Genomic DNA, 18,746 nt, shown 5'->3' on the forward strand with positions numbered 1-18,746 from the left:
CGGGTACGACAACGCGTCAGGTGGTCAATCGGCCAGACGATCATTCGGCCGGGCGGGCGATCGGCCGGATGGCCCATCGGCCGGACCGCCGGCCGGTGATCTGCCGGGCTCGATCGCTCAGGCGGTCACCGGGCGCGGCTCGGTGCGCGCCTCGCAGTGCTGCGCGTGCATCGGCATCTCGGTCAGGCCCGGGTAGTAGACGTGCAGGCTCACCGCCGGCTCCAGCGCGTCGTTCACCACCTCGTGCACGTACCCGGGCGCGAACACCCGCTGAGTGCCGGGCTTCAGCGCGCGCGTGGTCCGCTCGGTCCGCTCGGTCAGCGTGCCCTCCAGAACGGTGAGGACACCGGAGGAGCGGCCGTGGTCGTGCAGTCCGCTGCCCTGCCCGGGCACCCAGGACAACAGCCACACCTCGTAGCCGGGACCCGTGCTCAGCCGGTGGTACCAGCGGGTGGTGGCGTCGTAGCGGACGAGGTGCGCCCACTGGGAGCGGTCGCCGGCGATCTCGCGGGCGAGGCCCGCGAACTCGGCGACGGTGGCCGGGTGCTCGCGCGGCGGCTGGAGCAGGTGCGGGACTTCGAGGATGTCGCCGGCGATCTGGAGGTCGCTGTCGCTGTTCATAGGGATGCTGTGATTCCTCGGCGGAAGAGCGGAAGAGCGGGTGCCCTGAACGGGGGTTCTGCGAAGGAGAAGACGGCCGGGTCACAGGACTCGGCGGCAGCCGGAGCGCGTCGGGCTCAACAGCTGGGACAGCAACAACAGCTACAGCGGACCTGGGCAGCACCGAAGGACCCGGCGGTGCGGGTCGAGGTGAGTGCCGAGTTCGCGAGCATGCCCCCTAGGACAGCGGTTCACACCCGCACTGTCAACTCGGCGCCCGGGATGTGGGACACGTTTCACCTCATCCGGTTCATCCGTCAGGTGAAAGGTTTGTTCACCCGACCCCGAGGACACATGGCGCACAACCGAGCGCTCAAGCCTCGCGGAACGCGATCGAACGCGAGGGCGTCCTTCTTCGTACAGAGGTTTGTACGGGGTCCGCCGCCCCTCTGGGCCTCGCTTGCGTGGCAAGGTTTATGCCGATTTGAACACTTTCCGCACGGCCTTGGTTCCGCAGAGTGAATAACGGGCTCAATAGCAGATCTCGGCTTGACTCGCCCGGAGCAGCACACTTGTAATTTCACTCGTGTCGTTCAGCCGAAATCGGTAACGGCTACACACGGGGACGCGAAAGACAGACGAGGGGCGCACATGACCGAGCTGGTGCAGCAACTGCTGGTCGACGACGCGGACGAGGAACTCGGCTGGCAGGAGCGCGCGCTGTGCGCCCAGACCGACCCCGAGTCCTTCTTCCCCGAGAAGGGCGGCTCCACCAGAGAGGCGAAGAAGGTCTGCCTCGCCTGTGAGGTGCGCTCCGAATGTCTTGAGTACGCCCTCGCCAACGACGAGCGCTTCGGCATCTGGGGCGGCCTGTCCGAGCGTGAGCGCCGCCGCCTGAAGAAGGCCGCCATCTGAAGGCGCGAAAACGCACAAACCGGACGAACGGCCCGTTGCTCGTGGGTTATCCACAGGCGGCGGGCCGTCGTCATGGCCAGCCGATAGTGTGGGCGCTCGTCCGAGACGCCCCGCTGCCCCCCGTGGGCACAGGCGTCCACCGCAGTCCATCGAACCGGGGCCCGTACCTCGATGTCCGTGCACAGCCATACGGCAGCCCAAGAGCAGGCCGCCACTCCTGAGTTCCCGCGTCATGTGGTGACCGCGGTCCTCGTCTCCCACGACGGCGCCCGCTGGCTGCCCGACGCGCTCGCCGGGCTGCTCGGCCAGGAGCGCCCCGTCCAGTACGCGGTGGCGGCCGACACCGGCAGCGCGGACTCCTCCGCCCAGCTGGTCACCGAGGCCCTCGGCGACGACCGCGTGGTGCACCTCGCCCGGCGCACCGGCTTCGGCCAGGCCGTCGAGGAGGCGTGCCGCACCGTCCCCGTCCTCGGCCCGGACGAGCTGTCGTACCTCAAGCGCCCCAGTGGCTGGGACCCGGTCACCCGCTCGTGGCGCGACGACGCCTACGACATGCCCGAGCTGCCGCACGGCGAGCCCGTCCAGTGGCTGTGGCTGCTGCACGACGACTGCGCACCCGAACCCGACGCCCTCGCCCAGCTGCTCCGCGTCGTCGAGAACGAGATCGAACTGGGCCGCGACGACGTGGCGGTCGTCGGCCCCAAGCTGCGCGGCTGGTACGACCGCAGGCAACTGCTGGAGGTCGGCGTCTCCATCGCCAACTCCGGCCGCCGCTGGACCGGTCTGGACCGCCGCGAACAGGACCAGGGCCAGCACGACCACGTCCGCAACGTGCTGTCCGTCTCCACCGCCGGCATGCTCGTCCGCCGCGACGTCTTCGAACAGCTCGGCGGGTTCGACCGCCGGCTGCCCCTGATGCGCGACGACGTCGACCTGTGCTGGCGCGCCCACCGGGCCGGCCACCGCGTCCTCATCGCCCCCGAGGGGGTCGTACGGCACGCCGAGGCGGCCTCCCGCGAGCGCCGTACCGTCGACTGCGTGGGCCGCACCGCCGCCTCCCCGCACAAGGTCGACAAGGCCGGCGCCGTCTACACGCTCCTCGTCAACAACCGTGCCGCCGTGCTGCCCTGGGTCCTGCTGCGACTCGTCCTCGGCACCCTGCTGCGGACCGTCGCCTACCTCGTCGGCAAGGTCCCGGGACAGGCCGTCGACGAGATCCGCGGTCTGCTCGGCACCCTGCTGCGGCCCGAGCGGATCCTCGCCGGACGCCGCCGCCGCGGGCCCTCCCAGATCGACAAGGGCGAACTGCGCCAGCTGTTCCCGCCGCCCGGCGCCACCGTCCGCGTCACCGTGGAACAGATCGCCGGCAACTTCTCCGGCGGCTCCGACAGCGACACCGCCTCGGCCGGCCGGCACGGCGGCGCCGTGGAGTCGGGTCCCGGCGGCGACGACGCCGAATTCCTGGAGATCGAGCAGTTCGCCCGGCTCAAGCGGATCGCCCGCAAGCCCGGCCCGGTGCTCTTCCTGGCCCTGCTCCTGGTCTCCCTCGCCGCCTGCCGTGCCCTGCTCGGCGGCGGCGCGCTCGCGGGCGGCGCCCTGCTGCCCGCCCCGGCCGACGCCGGCGACCTCTGGTCCCGCTTCGCGGACAGCTGGCACCCGGTCGGCGCCGGCGGCACCCCGTCCGCACCGCCCTACCTCGCCGTCGTGGCGGCGCTCGCGTCGCTCCTGTTCGGCTCCACCGGACTCGCGGTCACCGTCCTGCTGATCTGCTCGGTGCCGCTGGCCGGCTTCACCGCCTACTTCGCCTCCCGGCCCCTCGTCACCTCCCGCCTGCTGCGCGCCTGGGCGGCCATCGCCTACGCCTTCCTGCCCGCCGCCACCGGCGCCCTGGCCGGCGGCCGCATCGGCACCGCCGTCCTCGCCGTGCTGCTGCCGCTCATCGCACGCGCCGGCATCGCCGCGAGCGGCCTCGCCCACGCCTCCGGCGCGCGCGGCAGCTGGCGGGCCACCTGGGCGTACGCGCTGCTGCTGACGGTCACCACCGCGTTCACGCCGATCGTCTGGCCCATCGCCCTGTTCCTCGGCCTCGGCGTGCTGGTCGTGCGTCGCGGCGACCTCGTCGCCCACGGCCTGCGCTTCGTCGCCCAGCTCGGCACCCCGCTGCTGGTCCTCGCCCCCTGGTCGCTCACCCTGCTCCCGACGGGCTTCTTCAAGGAGGCGGGCCTGGAGTACGGCTCCTCGTCCGCCACCGCGCTGGACCTGCTCGGCGCGAGCCCCGGCGGCCCCGGCACCGTCCACGGCCTGATGCTCATCGGCATCGTCCTGGCCGCCCTGGCCGCACTCCTGCGCTCCGAACGCCAGTTGGGCATCCGGACCGCCTGGGCGGTCGCCCTGGTCGGCCTCGTCTTCGCCGTCCTGTCCAACCACTCCACCTGGGCCGGACCCGCCACCCTCGTCTACGGCATCGCCCTGCTGGCCGCCGCCGCGCTCGGTGCCGACGGGGCACGCGCGCGCGTGGCCGAGCAGAGCTTCGGCTGGCGCCAGCCGGTGGCCGCCCTCATCGCCTTCGCCTCGGCCGCGGGCCCGCTCCTGGTCGCCTCCGGCTGGATGATCCGCGGCGCCGACGGCCCGCTGGAGCGCCGCGACCCGGTGCAGGTCCCCGCGTTCGTCGCCGAGGACGCCACCACCGACGACCAGGCCCGCACCCTGATCCTCGACAGCGACTCCACCGCGCGCGTGCGCTACACCCTCGTCCGCGGCTCCGGCGCCCGCCTGGGCGACGCCGAACTCGCCGCCGCCGACGGCGAGAACACCAGGCTCGACAAGGTCGTCGCCAACCTCGTCGCCGGCTCCGGCGCCGACCAGGCGGGCCAGCTCGGCGGCTTCGCGGTCCGCTACGTCCTCGTCCACAAGGGCGCACCCCGCGAGGTCACCCGCGTCCTGGACGCCACGCACGGCCTGAGCAGGCTCAGCCAGCAGGACGGCAGCGCCCTGTGGCGGGTCGACCAGCAGGTCTCCCGCGCCACCATCGTGCCCGCGGGCGGCTCCGGCGCCGCCCAGTCGGTCGCCGCCGGACCGGTGGACATCCACACCACCGTCCCCTCGGGCTCGGGCAACCGGGTCCTGCGCCTGGCCGACGCCGCGTCCGACGGCTGGACGGCCACCCTGGACGGCAGGCCGCTCACCCGCACCACGGTCGACGGCTGGGCCCAGGGCTTCCAGCTGCCCTCCACCGGCGGCAGGCTCGACGTCACCTACGACGCCCCGGTCACCCACACCGCGTGGCTGTGGACCCAGGGTGCGCTCGCCGTCGTCCTCGTGGTCCTCGCCCTGCCCGGCCGCCGCCGAGACATCGACGACGACCTCCCCGAGGAGCAGCCGCTGCCCGCCCAGGCCGCCACGGGCGAGGGCCGCCGCGCCCGCCGCCTGCGCGCCCAGGCCGAGGAAGCGGCCGACCAGGAACAGCCCGGCGTGCCTCCCGTCCCGGAGGAGGTCCCGGCCGCCGTCCCGCACCAGCAGGATTACGCCGACTGGGACGCCGCGTCCTACCAGGGCGCCGAGTACACCGGCTACGGCACCGACCAGTACCAGGGCGCGGGCCAGTACCCGGCCGGCGGCTACGACCAGCAGGCGTACCAGCCCGACCCCTACCAGAACGGCCAGTACGACCCCTACGCCTACGGCGGTACGGACGGGCAGATGCCGTACGACCCGACGGCGTACCAGCAGGGCTACGACCAGGCCCAGCACCCCTACGGCACCGGCAGTGAGCGCCCCGACGGGAGCCAGCAGTGAACCGCACGACCCTGTCCCTGATCGCCGGCACGACCGCACTGGCCGCCGTCACCGCTTTCGCCGCGCTCGACTCACCGTCCGCGTCCGGCGCGAGCACCGCCAAGGCGGCCGCCGAACTGCCCGTGGAGCGCGCCAGCCTGGTGTGCCCCGCGCCCAGCCTCTCCGACATCGCCGACACGTCGTACACGTCGTTCACACCCGTCACCAAGGGCGCGGCGAGCGGCGGCAAGGCCGAACTCCAGGCGGCCACCGAGCAGTCGGCGGACGGCACGAGCGGCACCAAGACCGGCAAGGACACCTCCAAGAAGAAGGCCGAGAAGCCGGTCCTCACCCCGAAGGAACCCGGCACACCGGTCACCGGTGACACCTCCGGCGCCGACGCGCCCGCGCTGATCGGCACCGCCGACGGGAAGTTCGCGCCGGGCTGGACCGTCCAGGAGACCACCGAGGTCGCCGCGGGCACCGGCCGCGGCCTCCAGGGCGTCAACTGCACCGCCCCGGACACCGAGTTCTGGTTCCCGGGCGCCAGCACGACCACCGACCGCACCGACTACGTGCACCTCACCAACCCGGACGACTCCGCCGCGGTCGTCGACATCGAGCTGTACGGCAAGGGCGGTGCGATCAAGTCCACGGTGCCGGACGGCTTCACGATCCCCCCGCACTCGAGCAAGCCCATCCTCCTGTCCACCCTCACCGACGAACAGCAGACCGATCTGACGGTGCACGTCAACGTGCGCAGCGGCCGGGTCGGCGCGGCGGTACAGGCCCTGGACGACAAGGTGGGCGGCGACTGGCTGGCGGCGGCCGCCGACCCGGCCGGCAGCCTGGTCCTGCCCGGCATCCCGAAGGACGCCACCGACGTCCGTCTGATCGCCTTCACGCCCGGCGACGCCGACGCGGACCTGAAGGTCCGCCTGGCCTCGCCCGACGGCCTGATCACCCCGGCCGGGAACGAGACTCTCCACGTCAAGTCCGGTATGACCACCGCGGCCGACCTCGGCGCCGTCACCCGCGGCGAGGCGGGCTCCCTGGTGCTGACGCCCACGGACCAGTCGGTCCCGGTGGTGGCGGCACTGCGCGTGATCCGCGGCAAGGGCGCCAAGCAGGAGACGGCGTTCATCCCCGCCACGGCCCCCGTCGGCACGCGCGCGACGTCGGCGGACAACAGCGGCAGGTCCTCGACCCTCTCGCTGACCGCCCCCACCGCGACGGTCACGGTCAAGGTCACCGCCTCGGCGGGCAGTGAGGGCGGCTCCCCGGTGACGAAGACCTACACGGTCAAGTCGGGCACCACACAGGACATTTCGGCCCCCGTCCCCTCAGGCCTGAAGGGCACGTACGCCCTCACGGTGGAACCCACCTCCGACGCCCCCCTCTACGCCGCCCGAACCCTCTCGGCCACGGAATCCGGCATCCCGGGCTTCACCATCCAGACGCTTCCGAGTGACCGGGGTCTGGTGGCGGTACCGGAGGCGGACGAGGACTTGTCGGTACTGCAGAAGTAGCCGGTCAGGAGCGGGGCCGGGGCGAAGCCGGCCCCGGCCGGCCACGGCGTCGGGCGACCGGAGAGCCGGCTAGTCCTCCCCGTAGCGGGGATCAACGGTCTCCGGAGTCAGCCCCAACAGCTCGGCCACCTGCTCCACGACCACCTCGTGCACCAGCGCGGCCCGCTCGTCCCGCCCCTTGGTCCGGATCTCCACCGGCCGCCGGTACACCACGACCCGGGCCCGCAGCCCGTCCCGCGCGGGGATGATCCCGCCCAGCGGCACGGCCTCGTCGCTCCACGCCTCGGTGTCCCGGCCCTCCAGCCGGGGTACCTCGAGCACCAGGAAGTCCATGTCGGCCAGCTGCGGCCACCGCCGCTCGAGGCGCTCCACGGAGTCCTGCACCAGGTCCGCGAACACCTCGGCGCGGCTGGCCGCCAACGGCACCTGCGGCGGCGCGACAGGTCCCCTCATGCCTCGCCCGTGGCGATCACGTCGACGGGGCCCGGGGCCGGTGGCGCGGGGCGGTACACGGTTGTCCATCACTGGTGAAGCGTAGTCCCCGGACGCTCCCCCCGCCCGGCACCCACGCGGCAACCGGCCTCCGACCGCACGGCAACGGGCCATCGACACCTCATGTCACAGGATGACCATTCCGGCCAAGGTCTGGCTCGTTTCCGTAACCCTCCAAGACCGCCAGACTCAAGGCAATTGACGTTGTTTGTACCGACTCATGACCGGACGGATTCCCGGCCGACACCTCCAACAGGCCTGTCCCCGCAGGTCAGAAGGGCGTGTTCGGAGGGGTGTGTGGGACGTCTCACAGCACGACACGGTGGAGTGACCTGGTGGAGAGTCGTCGCGGCCCGCTCAAGAGTGCGGTACCGTCCAACGTCGTGAGCCCTGTACGTCGCTGTTCGCGAACCGCCTGCGGCCGACCCGCCGTCGCGACGCTGACGTACGTCTACGCCGACTCGACCGCGGTCCTCGGCCCGCTCGCCACCTACGCCGAACCCCACTGTTACGACCTGTGCGCCGAGCACTCCGAGCGCCTCACCGCCCCTCGCGGCTGGGAGGTCGTCCGCCTCCTCGACGGCTCCGCTCCGGCACGGCCCAGCGGCGACGATCTCGAAGCGCTCGCCAACGCCGTGCGCGAGGCGGCCCGCCCCCAGGAGCGCGCGGCCCAGGCGGGCAGCGGCGGTCGTACCGCGGACCCCATGGAGGTCGCCCGCCGCGGCCACCTGCGCGTCCTGCGTTCCCCGGACAACTGAGCCCCGCCCGACGGCAGTCGGCCCCGGGCACCGCTCCACACCCCTCCCGCCCCGCGTTACGGCGCGGAGGCACCTCGGGGTCCACTTGGTGTCCACACACCCACCCCTTACCCCTGACGGGTAGTTTGTGGTCACCCATAGGACTTTCAGGAGGGTTGGCCGTGGCTGCTGATCTGTCGCAGATCGTGAAGGCGTACGACGTACGCGGAGTGGTCCCGGACCAGTGGGACGAGACGCTGGCCGGTCTCTTCGGTGCCGCCTTCGCCGAGGTGACGGGTGCGGCGGCGATCGTCGTCGGGCACGACATGCGCCCCTCGTCCCCGGCCCTGTCCCGTGCCTTCGCGCGCGGCGCGGCGGACCGCGGCGTGGACGTCACCGAGATCGGCCTGTGCTCCACGGACCAGCTGTACTACGCCTCCGGTGAGCTGAACCTCCCGGGCGCGATGTTCACGGCCTCCCACAACCCGGCGCAGTACAACGGGATCAAGATGTGCCGCGCGGGCGCCGCCCCCGTCGGTCAGGACACCGGTCTCGCGCAGATCCGTGAACTGGCCGAGCGCTGGCTGGAGTCGGGCGCCCCCGCACCGGTCGCCGAGCCGGGAACCCTCACCACGCGCGAGACGTTGGAGGATTACGCGGCGTACCTCCGCTCCCTCGTCGACCTGACCGCCATCCGCCCCCTGAAGGTCGTGGTCGACGCCGGCAACGGCATGGGCGGCCACACGGTGCCCACGGTCTTCGCCGGTCTGCCGCTGACCCTCGTCCCGATGTACTTCGAACTGGACGGCACCTTCCCGAACCACGAGGCCAATCCGCTCGACCCGGCCAACATCGTGGACCTGCAGAAGCGGGTCCCGGAGGAGGGCGCCGACCTGGGCATCGCCTTCGACGGCGACGCCGACCGCTGCTTCGTCGTGGACGAGAACGGCGACCCGGTCTCCCCGTCGGCGATCACCGCGCTGGTCGCCGCCCGAGAGCTGGCCCGCAACGGCGGCAGGGGCACGGTCATCCACAACCTGATCACCTCCCGCACGGTCCCGGAGGTGGTGCAGGAGAACGGCGGCACCCCGGTCCGCACCCGCGTCGGCCACTCCTTCATCAAGGCCGAGATGGCCCGCTCCGGCGCGATCTTCGGCGGCGAGCACTCGGCCCACTACTACTTCAAGGACTTCTGGAACGCCGACACGGGCATGCTGGCGGCCCTGCACGTCCTCGCGGCCCTCGGCGGCCAGGACGGCCCCCTGTCCGCCCTCGTCGCCCAGTACGACCGTTACGCGGGCTCCGGCGAGATCAACTCCACGGTCGCCGACCAGGGCGCTCGCCTCGCCGCGATCCGCGCCGCCTACGAGGGCTGCCCCGGCATCACCCTCGACGACCTCGACGGCCTCACGGTCTCCGCCGCCGACTGGTGGTTCAACGTCCGCCCGTCCAACACGGAGCCCCTCCTCCGCCTGAACGCGGAGGCGAAGGACGAGGCGACGATGACCAGGATCCGCGACGAGGCACTGGCGATCATCAGGGCCTGACCCCCTGCCGGGCCACGCGAGCCGCACCACCTGGACCGCGCTTCCCAGCCGCCCGAGACGGGTGGGCAGCTGGGAAAAATCCATGGGCCCAGGGGGCAGAGCCCCCTGGGCGGCACGCAAGCCCAGCTCAACCCACCCACCAGCGGTACGCTGACCGCACATCGGCAAAGCCGTCCACTCCCGAAGGGAAACCCCATGCCGCTCGAAGCCGGCCTCCTGGAGATCCTCGCCTGCCCGGCCTGCCACGCCCCCCTCAAGGAGCAGGACACCGAGCTGATCTGCACCGGCCAGGACTGCGGTCTGGCGTATCCCGTCCGCGACGGCATCCCGGTCCTGCTCGTCGACGAGGCCCGCCGCCCCGCGTAAGAGGCCCACCGCCCCGCAACGGCGAGGCGCCCACCCCCGCGCTCGACCCCCTGCACCGGACCCCCGGCGATCGGAGGCTGCCGCCCATGCTCGACGAATCGCTGCTCGACGCCCCGGAGGGCCTCGCCGAGGCCGACCGACGAGGCCTCCTCCGCGGCGCGGCGGAGGCCGGCGCCCGCGTGCGCACCGCGGCCCGGCACGCCATCGAGGCCGGCCTCCGCGACCTCAAGCCCGACGGCCGGCCCCGCGCCGTCCTGATCGCGGGCCCCGGAGCAGCCGCCACCCACACGGCCGACTTCATCAGCAGCCTCGCCGGCCCCGGCAGCCCCGTCACCCGATTGGCCCCGACCGGCGTCGCCCCGGCCGCCGGCGCCCTGCGCTGGGAGCTACCGGGCTGGGCCGGCTCCGTGGACCTGCTGCTGATCGCCACCCCGGACGGCACCGAACCCAGCCTCTCCATGCTCGCCGAGCAGGCCTACCGCCGCGGGGCCACTGTCGTCGCCGTGGCCCCCGCCGGCACCCCGCTCGCCGAGGCGACGGCCGGCGCGCACGGCCTGTTCGTACCGATGGCGACAACGCCGTACGACCAGGAAGAACCCCTCGCCGCGTCGTCCCCGGGCGTCTTCTGGGCCCTGCTCACCCCGCTGCTGGCTCTCCTCGACCGCGTCGGCCTGCTCACCGCCGGGCCGGACGCCCTGGAGAAGATCGCCGACCGCCTGGACCACATCGCCGAACGCTGCGGCCCGGCCATCGCGACCTACAGCAACCCGGCCAAGACCCTGGCCGCCGAGCTCGCCGACGCGCTGCCCGTCATCTGGACGGAGGGCAGCTCGGCCGGGCCCGCGGGCCGCCGGTTCTCCGCCGCCCTCGCCGAGCTGGCCGGCCGCCCCGCCCTGGTCGCCGAGCTCCCCGAGGCGCTCGCCGCGCACAGCGCCCTGCTGGCCGGTCCCCTCGCGGCCAGCGCCGACCCCGAGGACTTCTTCCGCGACCGCGTGGAGGAGACGCCCGCGCTGCACGCGCACGTGGTGCTGCTCCGCGACCGCCCGAGCGGTGGCCTCACCGCCGCTCCCGGCGCCCGCGACCTGGCCCTCAGCCACGACACACCGATCAGCGAGCTGGAACCGGAGGAGGGCGGCGATCTGGAGACCCTCGCGGAACTGATCGCCATCACGGATTTCGCCGCCGTTTACCTGGCGCTCGCTTCCGGGGCCTGATCTTGCTCCAGGCCGTCCGGCCCGCGCCCACCACCGGGGCGGGACCGGCGACGGCGCCGGCCGAGCAGCGTATGCAACGGAGACAGAGAAACCACATGGACCGCCTCGACAACACCGTCCGCCCCTACGCCTGGGGTTCCACCACCGCCATCCCGCACCTGCTCGGCGTGGAGCCGACCGGCGAACCGCAGGCGGAGATGTGGATGGGAGCGCACCCGGGTGCTCCCTCGCGCACCGAGCGCGGGACGCTCGTCGAGGTCATCGCCGCCGACCCGGAGAAGGAACTCGGAGCGGAGACGGTCGCCAAGTTCGGCCCCCATCTGCCCTTCCTGTTCAAGATCCTCGCCGCCGGCGCCCCCCTCTCCCTCCAGGTGCACCCCGATCTGGCACAGGCCAAGGAGGGCTACGCAGACGAGGAGCGGCGCGGCATCCCCGTCGACGCCCCGAACCGCAACTACCGGGACGCCAACCACAAGCCGGAAATGATCTGCGCGCTGACCGAGTTCGACGGCCTGTGCGGCTTCCGTGACCCGGTCCGGACGGCCGAGCTGCTCGACGGTCTCGGCGTCGACTCGCTCAAGCCGTACGTCGACCTGCTGCACGCCCACCCGGAGGAGGCGGCCCTGCGCGAGGTCCTCACGGCGATCCTCAGCGCAGACCCGGAGGAGATGGCCCACACGGTCGCCGAGGCCACCGCCGCCTGCACCCGTCTCGGCGGCGACTACGCGCCCTACGCCGACATCGCCCACCACTACCCGGGCGACCCCGGCGTCATCGCGGCGATGCTGCTCAACTACGTCCGCCTGCAGCCCGGCGAGGCCCTGTTCCTCGGCGCCGGAATCCCGCACGCCTACCTCAACGGCCTCGGCGTCGAGGCCATGGCGACCTCCGACAACGTCCTGCGCTGCGGCCTGACCCCCAAGCACGTCGACGTCCCCGAACTCCTGCGCGTCGTCCGCTTCGAGGCCGGCGATCCGGGCGTGCTGCGCCCCGAGGCCTCCCCGGACGGCGAGGAGGTCTACGAGACGCCGATCGACGAGTTCCGGCTCTCCCGGTACGTGCTCCCCGAGGGCGGCACCACCCACGACCTCACCCTGAACACCCCGCAGATCCTGCTCTGCACGGCCGGTCGCGTCCGGGCGGGCGAACACGAACTGGCCCCCGGCCAGTCGGTCTTCGTCCCCGCCGACGAGAAAGCCGAGGTGTCCGGCGCGGGCACGGTCTTCCGCGCCACTGTGATCGTATGACCAAGGCTGTGGACACCTGAGGCGTCCCCGCCCGGGCGGGCTGCAAGAATGACCCACCGGCAAAGCACGGGCAAAGCCGGGTACACGCCCGGACGGCGTGGACGGACGAGGGCGAAGGGACAACGCGGACACATGAGCGCGTCAGGCGGTACCAGGGCGATCGTGGCGGCACTCGGCGCCAACCTCGCGATCGCGGCATCGAAGTTCGTGGCGTTCGCGTTCAGTGGCTCCTCGTCGATGCTCGCCGAAGGCGTCCACTCGCTCGCCGACTCGGGGAACCAGTTCCTGCTCCTGATCGGCGGCAAGAAGGCCCAGCGCGAGGCGACCCCGCAGCACCCCTTCGGCTACGGCCGCGAGCGGTACATCTACGCCTTCCTCGTCTCGATCGTCCTGTTCTCCGTCGGCGGCATGTTCGCCATCTACGAGGGCTACGAGAAGATCCTGCACCCGCACGAGGTCGAGCACTGGTACTGGCCGGTGGGCGTCCTCGTGTTCGCGATCATTGCCGAGGGCTTCTCGTTCCGTACGGCCATAAAGGAGTCGAACGAACTGCGGGGCAAGCTCTCCTGGTCGCAGTTCATCCGCCGTGCCAAGGCGCCCGAGCTGCCCGTGGTCCTGCTGGAGGACTTCGGAGCGCTCATCGGTCTGGTCCTCGCCCTCGGTGGCGTCGGCCTCGCCCTGCTCACCGGCAACGGCGTCTGGGACGGCATCGGCACCGTCTGCATCGGTGTCCTGCTCGTCCTGATCGCCCTGGTCCTGGCCGCCGAGACCAAGTCGCTGCTGCTCGGCGAGGCCGCGGGCATCGACGAGGTCAAGAAGATCGAGGCCGCGATCGTCGACGGCGACACCGTCACCGGCATCATCCACATGCGCACGCTGCACCTCGGCCCCGAGGAGCTGCTGATCGCAGCCAAGATCGCCGTCCAGCACGACGACACCGCCGCCGAGGTCGCGAAGGCCATCAACGCGGCCGAGGCCCGCATCCGCGCCGCCGTCCCCATCGCCCGGGTCATCTACCTGGAGCCGGACATCTACAGCGAGGCCGAGGCCGCCAAGGGCGCGGACCCGGCGGCGACCCCCGGCGGGCCGACCCCGCACCCGGTCGGTCACTGAGGGTCCTGCCCCCGAGTCCCGCTCGCCGTGGACTCGGAGCGCGGTAATTCTTCCCCGGCCAGGGCAGAAGCTGGTGCGGACCTGGCGGGGCGAGCACCCAACCCTCGGCTCAAAGGTGCGAAAGCCCCAGGTCATACCCCTCTGAGACCTTCCGCCCACGCTCTTTCGCCACCTGCCCGCCCGCCCGCGAAACCCCGCTCCGGCCCCCGGCCACGTCCCCGGAACGACCTGAACTGTTCGCATGCGGACTGGGGACGACCCGGACCTCCGGTGTAGCTTGGGACGGAGCCAGACGTCGCTGCTGATGGCGGTCGGGCGGTCCCCCTGCGGACCGACCGAGGGAGAGAGGGCCTCCGACGGACTGCGCTGCGCGTACGTGGGCATGCCTGTGCCTCTTTCACGGGCACACCTGTGTCCGCCGCCGCGCAGACCAGCCGTACCCACCTCGCCCCAACCCCGAGGAGCAGCTCGCAATGACGACTGTCGACAGCCGACAGGACTTCAAGGTCGCAGACCTCTCCCTGGCCGAGTTCGGCCGCAAGGAGATCACCCTCGCCGAGCACGAGATGCCTGGCCTCATGGCGATCCGCAAGGAGTACGCCGAGGCGCAGCCCCTCGCCGGCGCCCGTGTCACCGGCTCCCTGCACATGACCGTGCAGACCGCCGTGCTCATCGAGACCCTCGTCGCCCTGGGCGCGCAGGTCCGCTGGGCGTCCTGCAACATCTTCTCCACCCAGGACCACGCGGCCGCCGCCATCGCCGTCGGCCCGAACGGCACGCCCGACAACCCGCAGGGCATCCCGGTCTTCGCCTGGAAGGGCGAGACCCTGGAGGAGTACTGGTGGTGCACCGAGCAGGCGCTGACCTGGCCGGACAGCCCCACCGGCGGCCCGAACATGATCCTGGACGACGGCGGTGACGCCACCCTCCTCGTCCACAAGGGCGTCGAGTACGAGAAGGACGGCAAGGTCCCCGGCCTGGAGACCGCCGAGTCCGACGAGCACCGCGTCATCCTCGACCTCCTGCACCGCACCATCACGGACGGTTCGCAGAAGTGGACCCAGCTGGCCTCCGAGATCCGCGGCGTGACCGAGGAGACCACGACCGGCGTCCACCGCCTGTACGAGATGCAGCGCGACGGCGTGCTGCTGTTCCCGGCGATCAACGTCAACGACGCCGTCACCAAGTCGAAGTTCGACAACAAGTACGGCTGCCGCCACTCCCTGGTCGACGGCATCAACCGTGCCACCGACGTCCTGATCGGCGGCAAGACCGCCGTCGTCTGCGGCTACGGCGACGTCGGCAAGGGCTGCGCGGAGTCCCTGCGCGGCCAGGGCGCCCGGGTGATCGTCACCGAGATCGACCCCATCTGCGCCCTGCAGGCGGCGATGGACGGCTACCAGGTCACGACCCTCGACGAGGTCATCGACAAGGCCGACATCTTCATCACCACGACCGGCAACAAGGACATCATCATGGCCTCGGACATGGCCAAGATGAAGCACCAGGCCATCGTCGGCAACATCGGCCACTTCGACAACGAGATCGACATGGCCGGCCTCGCCAAGATCCCCGGCATCGTCAAGGACGAGGTCAAGCCGCAGGTCCACACCTGGACCTTCCCGGACGGCAAGAAGATCATCGTGCTGTCCGAGGGCCGCCTGCTGAACCTGGGCAACGCCACCGGTCACCCGTCGTTCGTGATGTCCAACTCCTTCGCGGACCAGACCCTGGCCCAGATCGAGCTGTTCACCAAGCCCGACGAGTACCCGACCGGCGTCTACACGCTGCCCAAGCACCTCGACGAGAAGGTCGCCCGTCTCCACCTGGACGCGCTCGGCGTGAAGCTCACCCAGCTGCGCCCCGAGCAGGCCGCCTACATCGGCGTGGAGGTCGACGGCCCGTACAAGTCGGACCACTACCGCTACTGAGTCCGTAGGTCCGCAACCAGTTCCTCCGAGGCAGGCCCCCGCACCCCCGTGCCGGGGGCCTGCCCCTTTGGCCTCAGGCCGGACCCGCCCGTCGAGCCCCAGGACCCCCATGCCCCGCGGCCGCTATTCGCTCCACGACCCGCACGATCACACCCCTCTCGCAGAAGAGCACTTCCAGTGCGCCCCCGGCCCGTCCGGCTGGCGCTACGTCTCCCAGCTGACCACCCCCGCCGGAGACCACAGCGGCTCGGTCGACCTGGCCCTGGACGACCTCGGCCGCCCCATCCGCCTCGAACTCCACGCGGGAGGCTGGCAGGTACGGGGCGCCGCCCTCGACGGCGTCACCTGGGTCCGCACCGACCCCACCGGAACTCATGCCACCGAAGGCAATGTGCGCGCTCACGCCTTCACCGGCACGTCCCCCGCGTTCCTCGTCGCCACCGCCCGTCTGCTGCGCCTCACCCCCTCGTCCGCCGCCACCCGCGTACGCCTCGTGGCCTTCACGGACCCGGTCCTCGCCCCCCGCACCGTGGACCAGTCCTGGGCCTTGGTGAACAGCGAAGCACACGCCACTGACAGCGCCCCCCTGACCGTGGACGAGTACCAGGTCACAGCCCTGGACACGGGTGAACAGCACACCGTGCACATCGCCGGGGACGTGGTCCTGTCCGCGCCCGGAATCGAGCTGGAGGACCTCCAGTCACCGCCGTCGAGATTCGACTGAGCCGACGCCGCCGAGCCTGCGGAGAGGCCGGCTACGCGGGCGGGGCGAACCCGGTGGAACCGGAACCCTCGGCCGGCCGCTCGGACGGGGTCTCGCCCCGCTGCGTCGACGCGGGCGGTACGACCGGAGCCTGGGACGGGCCGGGCTGACCGGGATTCTGCGGCCACACCGGCGCCTGCTGCTGATATCCGTTCGCCACGGGCGCCTGAGGCACCGGCGGTGCATAGCCACCGGGCACAGCACCACCGGGCGCGCCGGGCACGAAGCCGGCGGACGCACCCCCGGCCACCATAGGAGCCGGGCCCCCGAAGGCCTGCCGCGCGTCGCGCGCCTGCCTCTCATGGACCACAGCCGCCAGGAAGGCGGCCGGGTGGACACCCTGTGGTGCCGGAGCCCCGGTACGGGCCGCGAGATCGGCCGCGAGCCGCCGGCCCATGTCCCAGGACACCTGAGGATCGAGCTGCTGCATCCGCGTCAGGTACTGCCGCACGGCGAGCCACAGCCCGTCCGGCACGGCCGACAGGTCCAGCTCGGCGAACCGCCCCGCGAGCTCCGGCGGAGGCGGAGGCACGAGGCCGGCCCGTCCCACGGGAATCCGCTCGCGCACGACCAGGGTGCCCGCGAAGACGTCCCCGAGCCGCCGGCCCCGCGCCGACACCAGCGAGGCGATACAGGCCACGATCCCGAACGTCATCAGGATCTCGACCACGCCGATCGAGCCCCGCACCAGCGCGTGCCGGAACCGGATGGGCCCACCGTCGTCCCGCACCACCCGCAGCCCGAACGCCAGCTTCCCGAGCGAGCGCCCATGACTGAGCGTCTCCACCGCGATCGGACCGCCGACCAGCACCAACATGAAGGTCGCGATCGACACCGCGAGCTGGGCCGCCTCGTCCAACGACGAAGTCGCGGCCACCAGCGCGAAGGTCACGCCCAAGTACACGAGCACTGCCACGACCAGGTCGAGCAGCACCGCCAACGCCCTGCTCGGCAGCTTGGCGGGGCGCAGTTCCAGCGCCACCGCCTCGCCGGTCACCAGCTCACTCACGCCCGCCGTCCTTCCCCTGGTCTGCCCCGTGAAGCGCAAGTCTGCCAAGCTGAGGGCGCATCGCGCCCCAGTAGGACAAGCTGACAGCATCACGAGCCTCCACCCAAGAGCAGTGGACGACCAGCCGAGGAGCAGGCAGACCCGATGGACCTGGACGTCTTCGTCTCCGCACACCGAGCCGAATGGGACCGCCTCGACGCCCTGCTCCGCCGCCAGCGCCGGCTCAACGGCGCCGAGGCCGACGAACTGGTCGCTCTCTACCAGCGCACCGCCACCCACCTGTCGCTCATCCAGTCCAGCGCTCCCGATCCACAGCTGACGGGACGGCTCAGCCAGCTCGTGGCACGCGCGCGCAGCGCCGTCACCGGAACCCGCCGCGCCTCATGGCGCGACGTCACGCGCTTCCTCGGCCAGGGCTTCCCCGCAGCGGTCTACCGGGCACGCCACTGGTGGGTGCCCACCGCGCTCGTCTCCACCGCCATCGCGATCCTCCTGGGCTGGTGGATAGGCACCCACCCCGAGGTGCAGTCGACCATCGCGGCTCCCAGCCAGCTGCGCGAGCTGACCCGCCCCGGCGGCGAGTACGAGACCTATTACTCGAGCCACCCCGCGGCCTCCTTCGCCGCGCAGGTGTGGACGAACAACGCCCGGGCCGCCGCGATGTGCCTGGTCCTGGGCGTCTTCCTCGGTCTGCCCGTGCTCTGGATCCTTTTCGAGAACATGCTCAACCTGGGCGTCGGCATCGGCCTGATGTCCTCCGCCGGCCGCCTCGACACCTTCCTGGGCCTGATCCTCCCGCACGGCCTGCTCGAACTGACCGCGGTCTTCGTCGCCGCGGGCACCGGCCTGCGCCTGGGCTGGACCGTCATCGACCCGGGCCCCCGAAGCCGCCGCACCGCGCTGGCCGAGGAGGGCCGGGCAGCCGTGGGGATGGCGATAGGCCTCGCACTGGTCCTGTTCGTCTCCGGTGCCATCGAAGGCTTTGTAACCCCGTCCGGCCTGCCCACCTGGGCCCGAATCGGCATCGGGATCGCGGCCGAGGTGGCGTTCCTGGCGTACGTCTACGTCCTGGGCGGCCGCGCGGTACGCGCCGGTGAGACGGGCGACCTCGAAGAGGCCGAACGCAGCACGACCCTCCCGACGGCCGCCTGATGTGCGTCCGGGGCCTGTGAGCTGCTAGTCTCCTCTTCGCCCCGCAAAACCTGTTGACACGGGTGGAGTGGGGAGGTAGATTCAATGAGTTGCCTAGAGCTGGACAAGCTCAGGGCTGATCGTTTAGAATCTATGTGCTTCCAAAGGCGTCGCGACTGTGACCCTGAGAAGCATCCTCGACTTACTACTCAGAAATGAGCGGCCGGTCAGACCGGCCAAAAACTTCTGATAAAGTCGGAACCGCCGGAAAGGGAAACGCGAAAGCGAGAACCTGGAAAGCACCGAGGAAATCGGATCGAGAAAAGATCTGATAGAGTCGGAAACACCGAAGAGAAGCCCGGAGGAAAGCCCGAGAGG

Annotated in this window: 15 protein-coding genes; 12 read left to right on the forward strand and 3 right to left on the reverse strand. The window is 71.7% G+C overall.

Features of this window, described 5'->3' with window-relative positions; all coding sequences use genetic code 11:
* Positions 1 to 117: 117 nt before the first annotated feature.
* A complete protein-coding gene (locus tag FB157_RS06295; RefSeq protein ID WP_145876722.1) occupies positions 118 to 621 on the reverse strand; it encodes a cysteine dioxygenase family protein in 504 nt (167 codons plus the stop codon).
* 630 nt (positions 622 to 1,251) lie between these two features.
* On the opposite strand from FB157_RS06295, the gene FB157_RS06305 reads away from it, so the two are divergent.
* From FB157_RS06305 to FB157_RS06315, 3 genes are all read left to right on the forward strand, one after another.
* Positions 1,252 to 1,515, forward strand: a complete 264-nt coding sequence (locus tag FB157_RS06305) for a WhiB family transcriptional regulator (RefSeq protein WP_010986447.1) — start codon at positions 1,252 to 1,254, stop codon at positions 1,513 to 1,515.
* Positions 1,516 to 1,686: 171 nt separating this feature from the next.
* Positions 1,687 to 5,310: a glycosyltransferase gene (locus FB157_RS06310; protein WP_145876724.1), complete on the forward strand. Its 3,624-nt coding sequence runs from the start codon at positions 1,687 to 1,689 to the stop codon at positions 5,308 to 5,310.
* Positions 5,307 to 6,818 (forward strand): DUF5719 family protein, encoded by a 1,512-nt coding sequence (locus FB157_RS06315; protein ID WP_145876726.1) that lies wholly within the window; start codon positions 5,307 to 5,309, stop codon positions 6,816 to 6,818. Before FB157_RS06310 ends, FB157_RS06315 begins: the two co-directional genes overlap by 4 nt.
* 69 nt (positions 6,819 to 6,887) lie before the next feature.
* On the opposite strand, the gene FB157_RS06320 is transcribed toward FB157_RS06315, so the two are convergent.
* Positions 6,888 to 7,340, reverse strand: coding sequence for a metallopeptidase family protein (locus FB157_RS06320; protein WP_145876854.1), 453 nt, complete (start codon positions 7,338 to 7,340; stop codon positions 6,888 to 6,890).
* Positions 7,341 to 7,645: 305 nt separating this feature from the next.
* Between FB157_RS06320 and FB157_RS06325 the strand changes: the two genes are divergently transcribed.
* From FB157_RS06325 to FB157_RS06360, 8 genes are all read left to right on the forward strand, one after another.
* Entirely contained in the window at positions 7,646 to 8,068 is a 423-nt protein-coding gene (locus FB157_RS06325) for a DUF3499 domain-containing protein (protein WP_145876728.1), read from the forward strand.
* 161 nt (positions 8,069 to 8,229) lie between these two features.
* A complete protein-coding gene (locus FB157_RS06330; protein WP_145876730.1) occupies positions 8,230 to 9,594 on the forward strand; it encodes a phosphomannomutase/phosphoglucomutase in 1,365 nt (454 codons plus the stop codon).
* 195 nt (positions 9,595 to 9,789) lie between these two features.
* Positions 9,790 to 9,960: a Trm112 family protein gene (locus FB157_RS06335; protein ID WP_007382472.1), complete on the forward strand. Its 171-nt coding sequence runs from the start codon at positions 9,790 to 9,792 to the stop codon at positions 9,958 to 9,960.
* A gap of 86 nt (positions 9,961 to 10,046) precedes the next feature.
* Complete coding sequence (locus tag FB157_RS06340) at positions 10,047 to 11,174, forward strand: SIS domain-containing protein (RefSeq protein ID WP_145876732.1); 1,128 nt, start codon at positions 10,047 to 10,049, stop codon at positions 11,172 to 11,174.
* A gap of 95 nt (positions 11,175 to 11,269) precedes the next feature.
* Positions 11,270 to 12,421, forward strand: coding sequence for a mannose-6-phosphate isomerase, class I (gene manA, locus FB157_RS06345; protein WP_145876733.1), 1,152 nt, complete (start codon positions 11,270 to 11,272; stop codon positions 12,419 to 12,421).
* A 132-nt stretch (positions 12,422 to 12,553) separates the two neighbouring features.
* Positions 12,554 to 13,534: a cation diffusion facilitator family transporter gene (locus FB157_RS06350; RefSeq protein ID WP_145876735.1), complete on the forward strand. Its 981-nt coding sequence runs from the start codon at positions 12,554 to 12,556 to the stop codon at positions 13,532 to 13,534.
* A 473-nt stretch (positions 13,535 to 14,007) separates the two neighbouring features.
* Positions 14,008 to 15,465, forward strand: coding sequence for an adenosylhomocysteinase (gene ahcY / locus FB157_RS06355; RefSeq protein ID WP_145876737.1), 1,458 nt, complete (start codon positions 14,008 to 14,010; stop codon positions 15,463 to 15,465).
* 109 nt (positions 15,466 to 15,574) lie between these two features.
* A complete protein-coding gene (locus tag FB157_RS06360; protein WP_145876739.1) occupies positions 15,575 to 16,189 on the forward strand; it encodes a hypothetical protein in 615 nt (204 codons plus the stop codon).
* 31 nt (positions 16,190 to 16,220) lie between these two features.
* Here FB157_RS06360 and FB157_RS06365 read toward each other — a convergent pair whose 3' ends face one another.
* Positions 16,221 to 17,237, reverse strand: a complete 1,017-nt coding sequence (locus FB157_RS06365) for an RDD family protein (RefSeq protein ID WP_145876740.1) — start codon at positions 17,235 to 17,237, stop codon at positions 16,221 to 16,223.
* 144 nt (positions 17,238 to 17,381) lie between these two features.
* On the opposite strand from FB157_RS06365, the gene FB157_RS06370 reads away from it, so the two are divergent.
* Positions 17,382 to 18,389, forward strand: coding sequence for a stage II sporulation protein M (locus FB157_RS06370; protein WP_145876743.1), 1,008 nt, complete (start codon positions 17,382 to 17,384; stop codon positions 18,387 to 18,389).
* Positions 18,390 to 18,746: the final 357 nt, after the last annotated feature.

This window comes from Streptomyces sp. BK340, from assembly GCF_007827595.1.
Taxonomy (GTDB): domain Bacteria; phylum Actinomycetota; class Actinomycetes; order Streptomycetales; family Streptomycetaceae; genus Streptomyces.

Excerpts from the sequence above, each read along its gene's own strand:
- ahcY (WP_145876737.1), top strand. The coding sequence starts at position 14,008 with ATGACGACTGTCGACAGCCGACAGGACTTCAAGGTCGCAGACCTCTCC.
- FB157_RS06310 (WP_145876724.1), top strand. The coding sequence starts at position 1,687 with ATGTCCGTGCACAGCCATACGGCAGCCCAAGAGCAGGCCGCCACTCCT.
- FB157_RS06295 (WP_145876722.1), bottom strand. The coding sequence starts at position 621 with ATGAACAGCGACAGCGACCTCCAGATCGCCGGCGACATCCTCGAAGTC.
- FB157_RS06350 (WP_145876735.1), top strand. The coding sequence starts at position 12,554 with ATGAGCGCGTCAGGCGGTACCAGGGCGATCGTGGCGGCACTCGGCGCC.
- FB157_RS06360 (WP_145876739.1), top strand. The coding sequence starts at position 15,575 with ATGCCCCGCGGCCGCTATTCGCTCCACGACCCGCACGATCACACCCCT.
- FB157_RS06370 (WP_145876743.1), top strand. The coding sequence starts at position 17,382 with ATGGACCTGGACGTCTTCGTCTCCGCACACCGAGCCGAATGGGACCGC.
- FB157_RS06305 (WP_010986447.1), top strand. The coding sequence starts at position 1,252 with ATGACCGAGCTGGTGCAGCAACTGCTGGTCGACGACGCGGACGAGGAA.
- FB157_RS06340 (WP_145876732.1), top strand. The coding sequence starts at position 10,047 with ATGCTCGACGAATCGCTGCTCGACGCCCCGGAGGGCCTCGCCGAGGCC.
- FB157_RS06320 (WP_145876854.1), bottom strand. The coding sequence starts at position 7,340 with ATGGACAACCGTGTACCGCCCCGCGCCACCGGCCCCGGGCCCCGTCGA.
- FB157_RS06335 (WP_007382472.1), top strand. The coding sequence starts at position 9,790 with ATGCCGCTCGAAGCCGGCCTCCTGGAGATCCTCGCCTGCCCGGCCTGC.
- manA (WP_145876733.1), top strand. The coding sequence starts at position 11,270 with ATGGACCGCCTCGACAACACCGTCCGCCCCTACGCCTGGGGTTCCACC.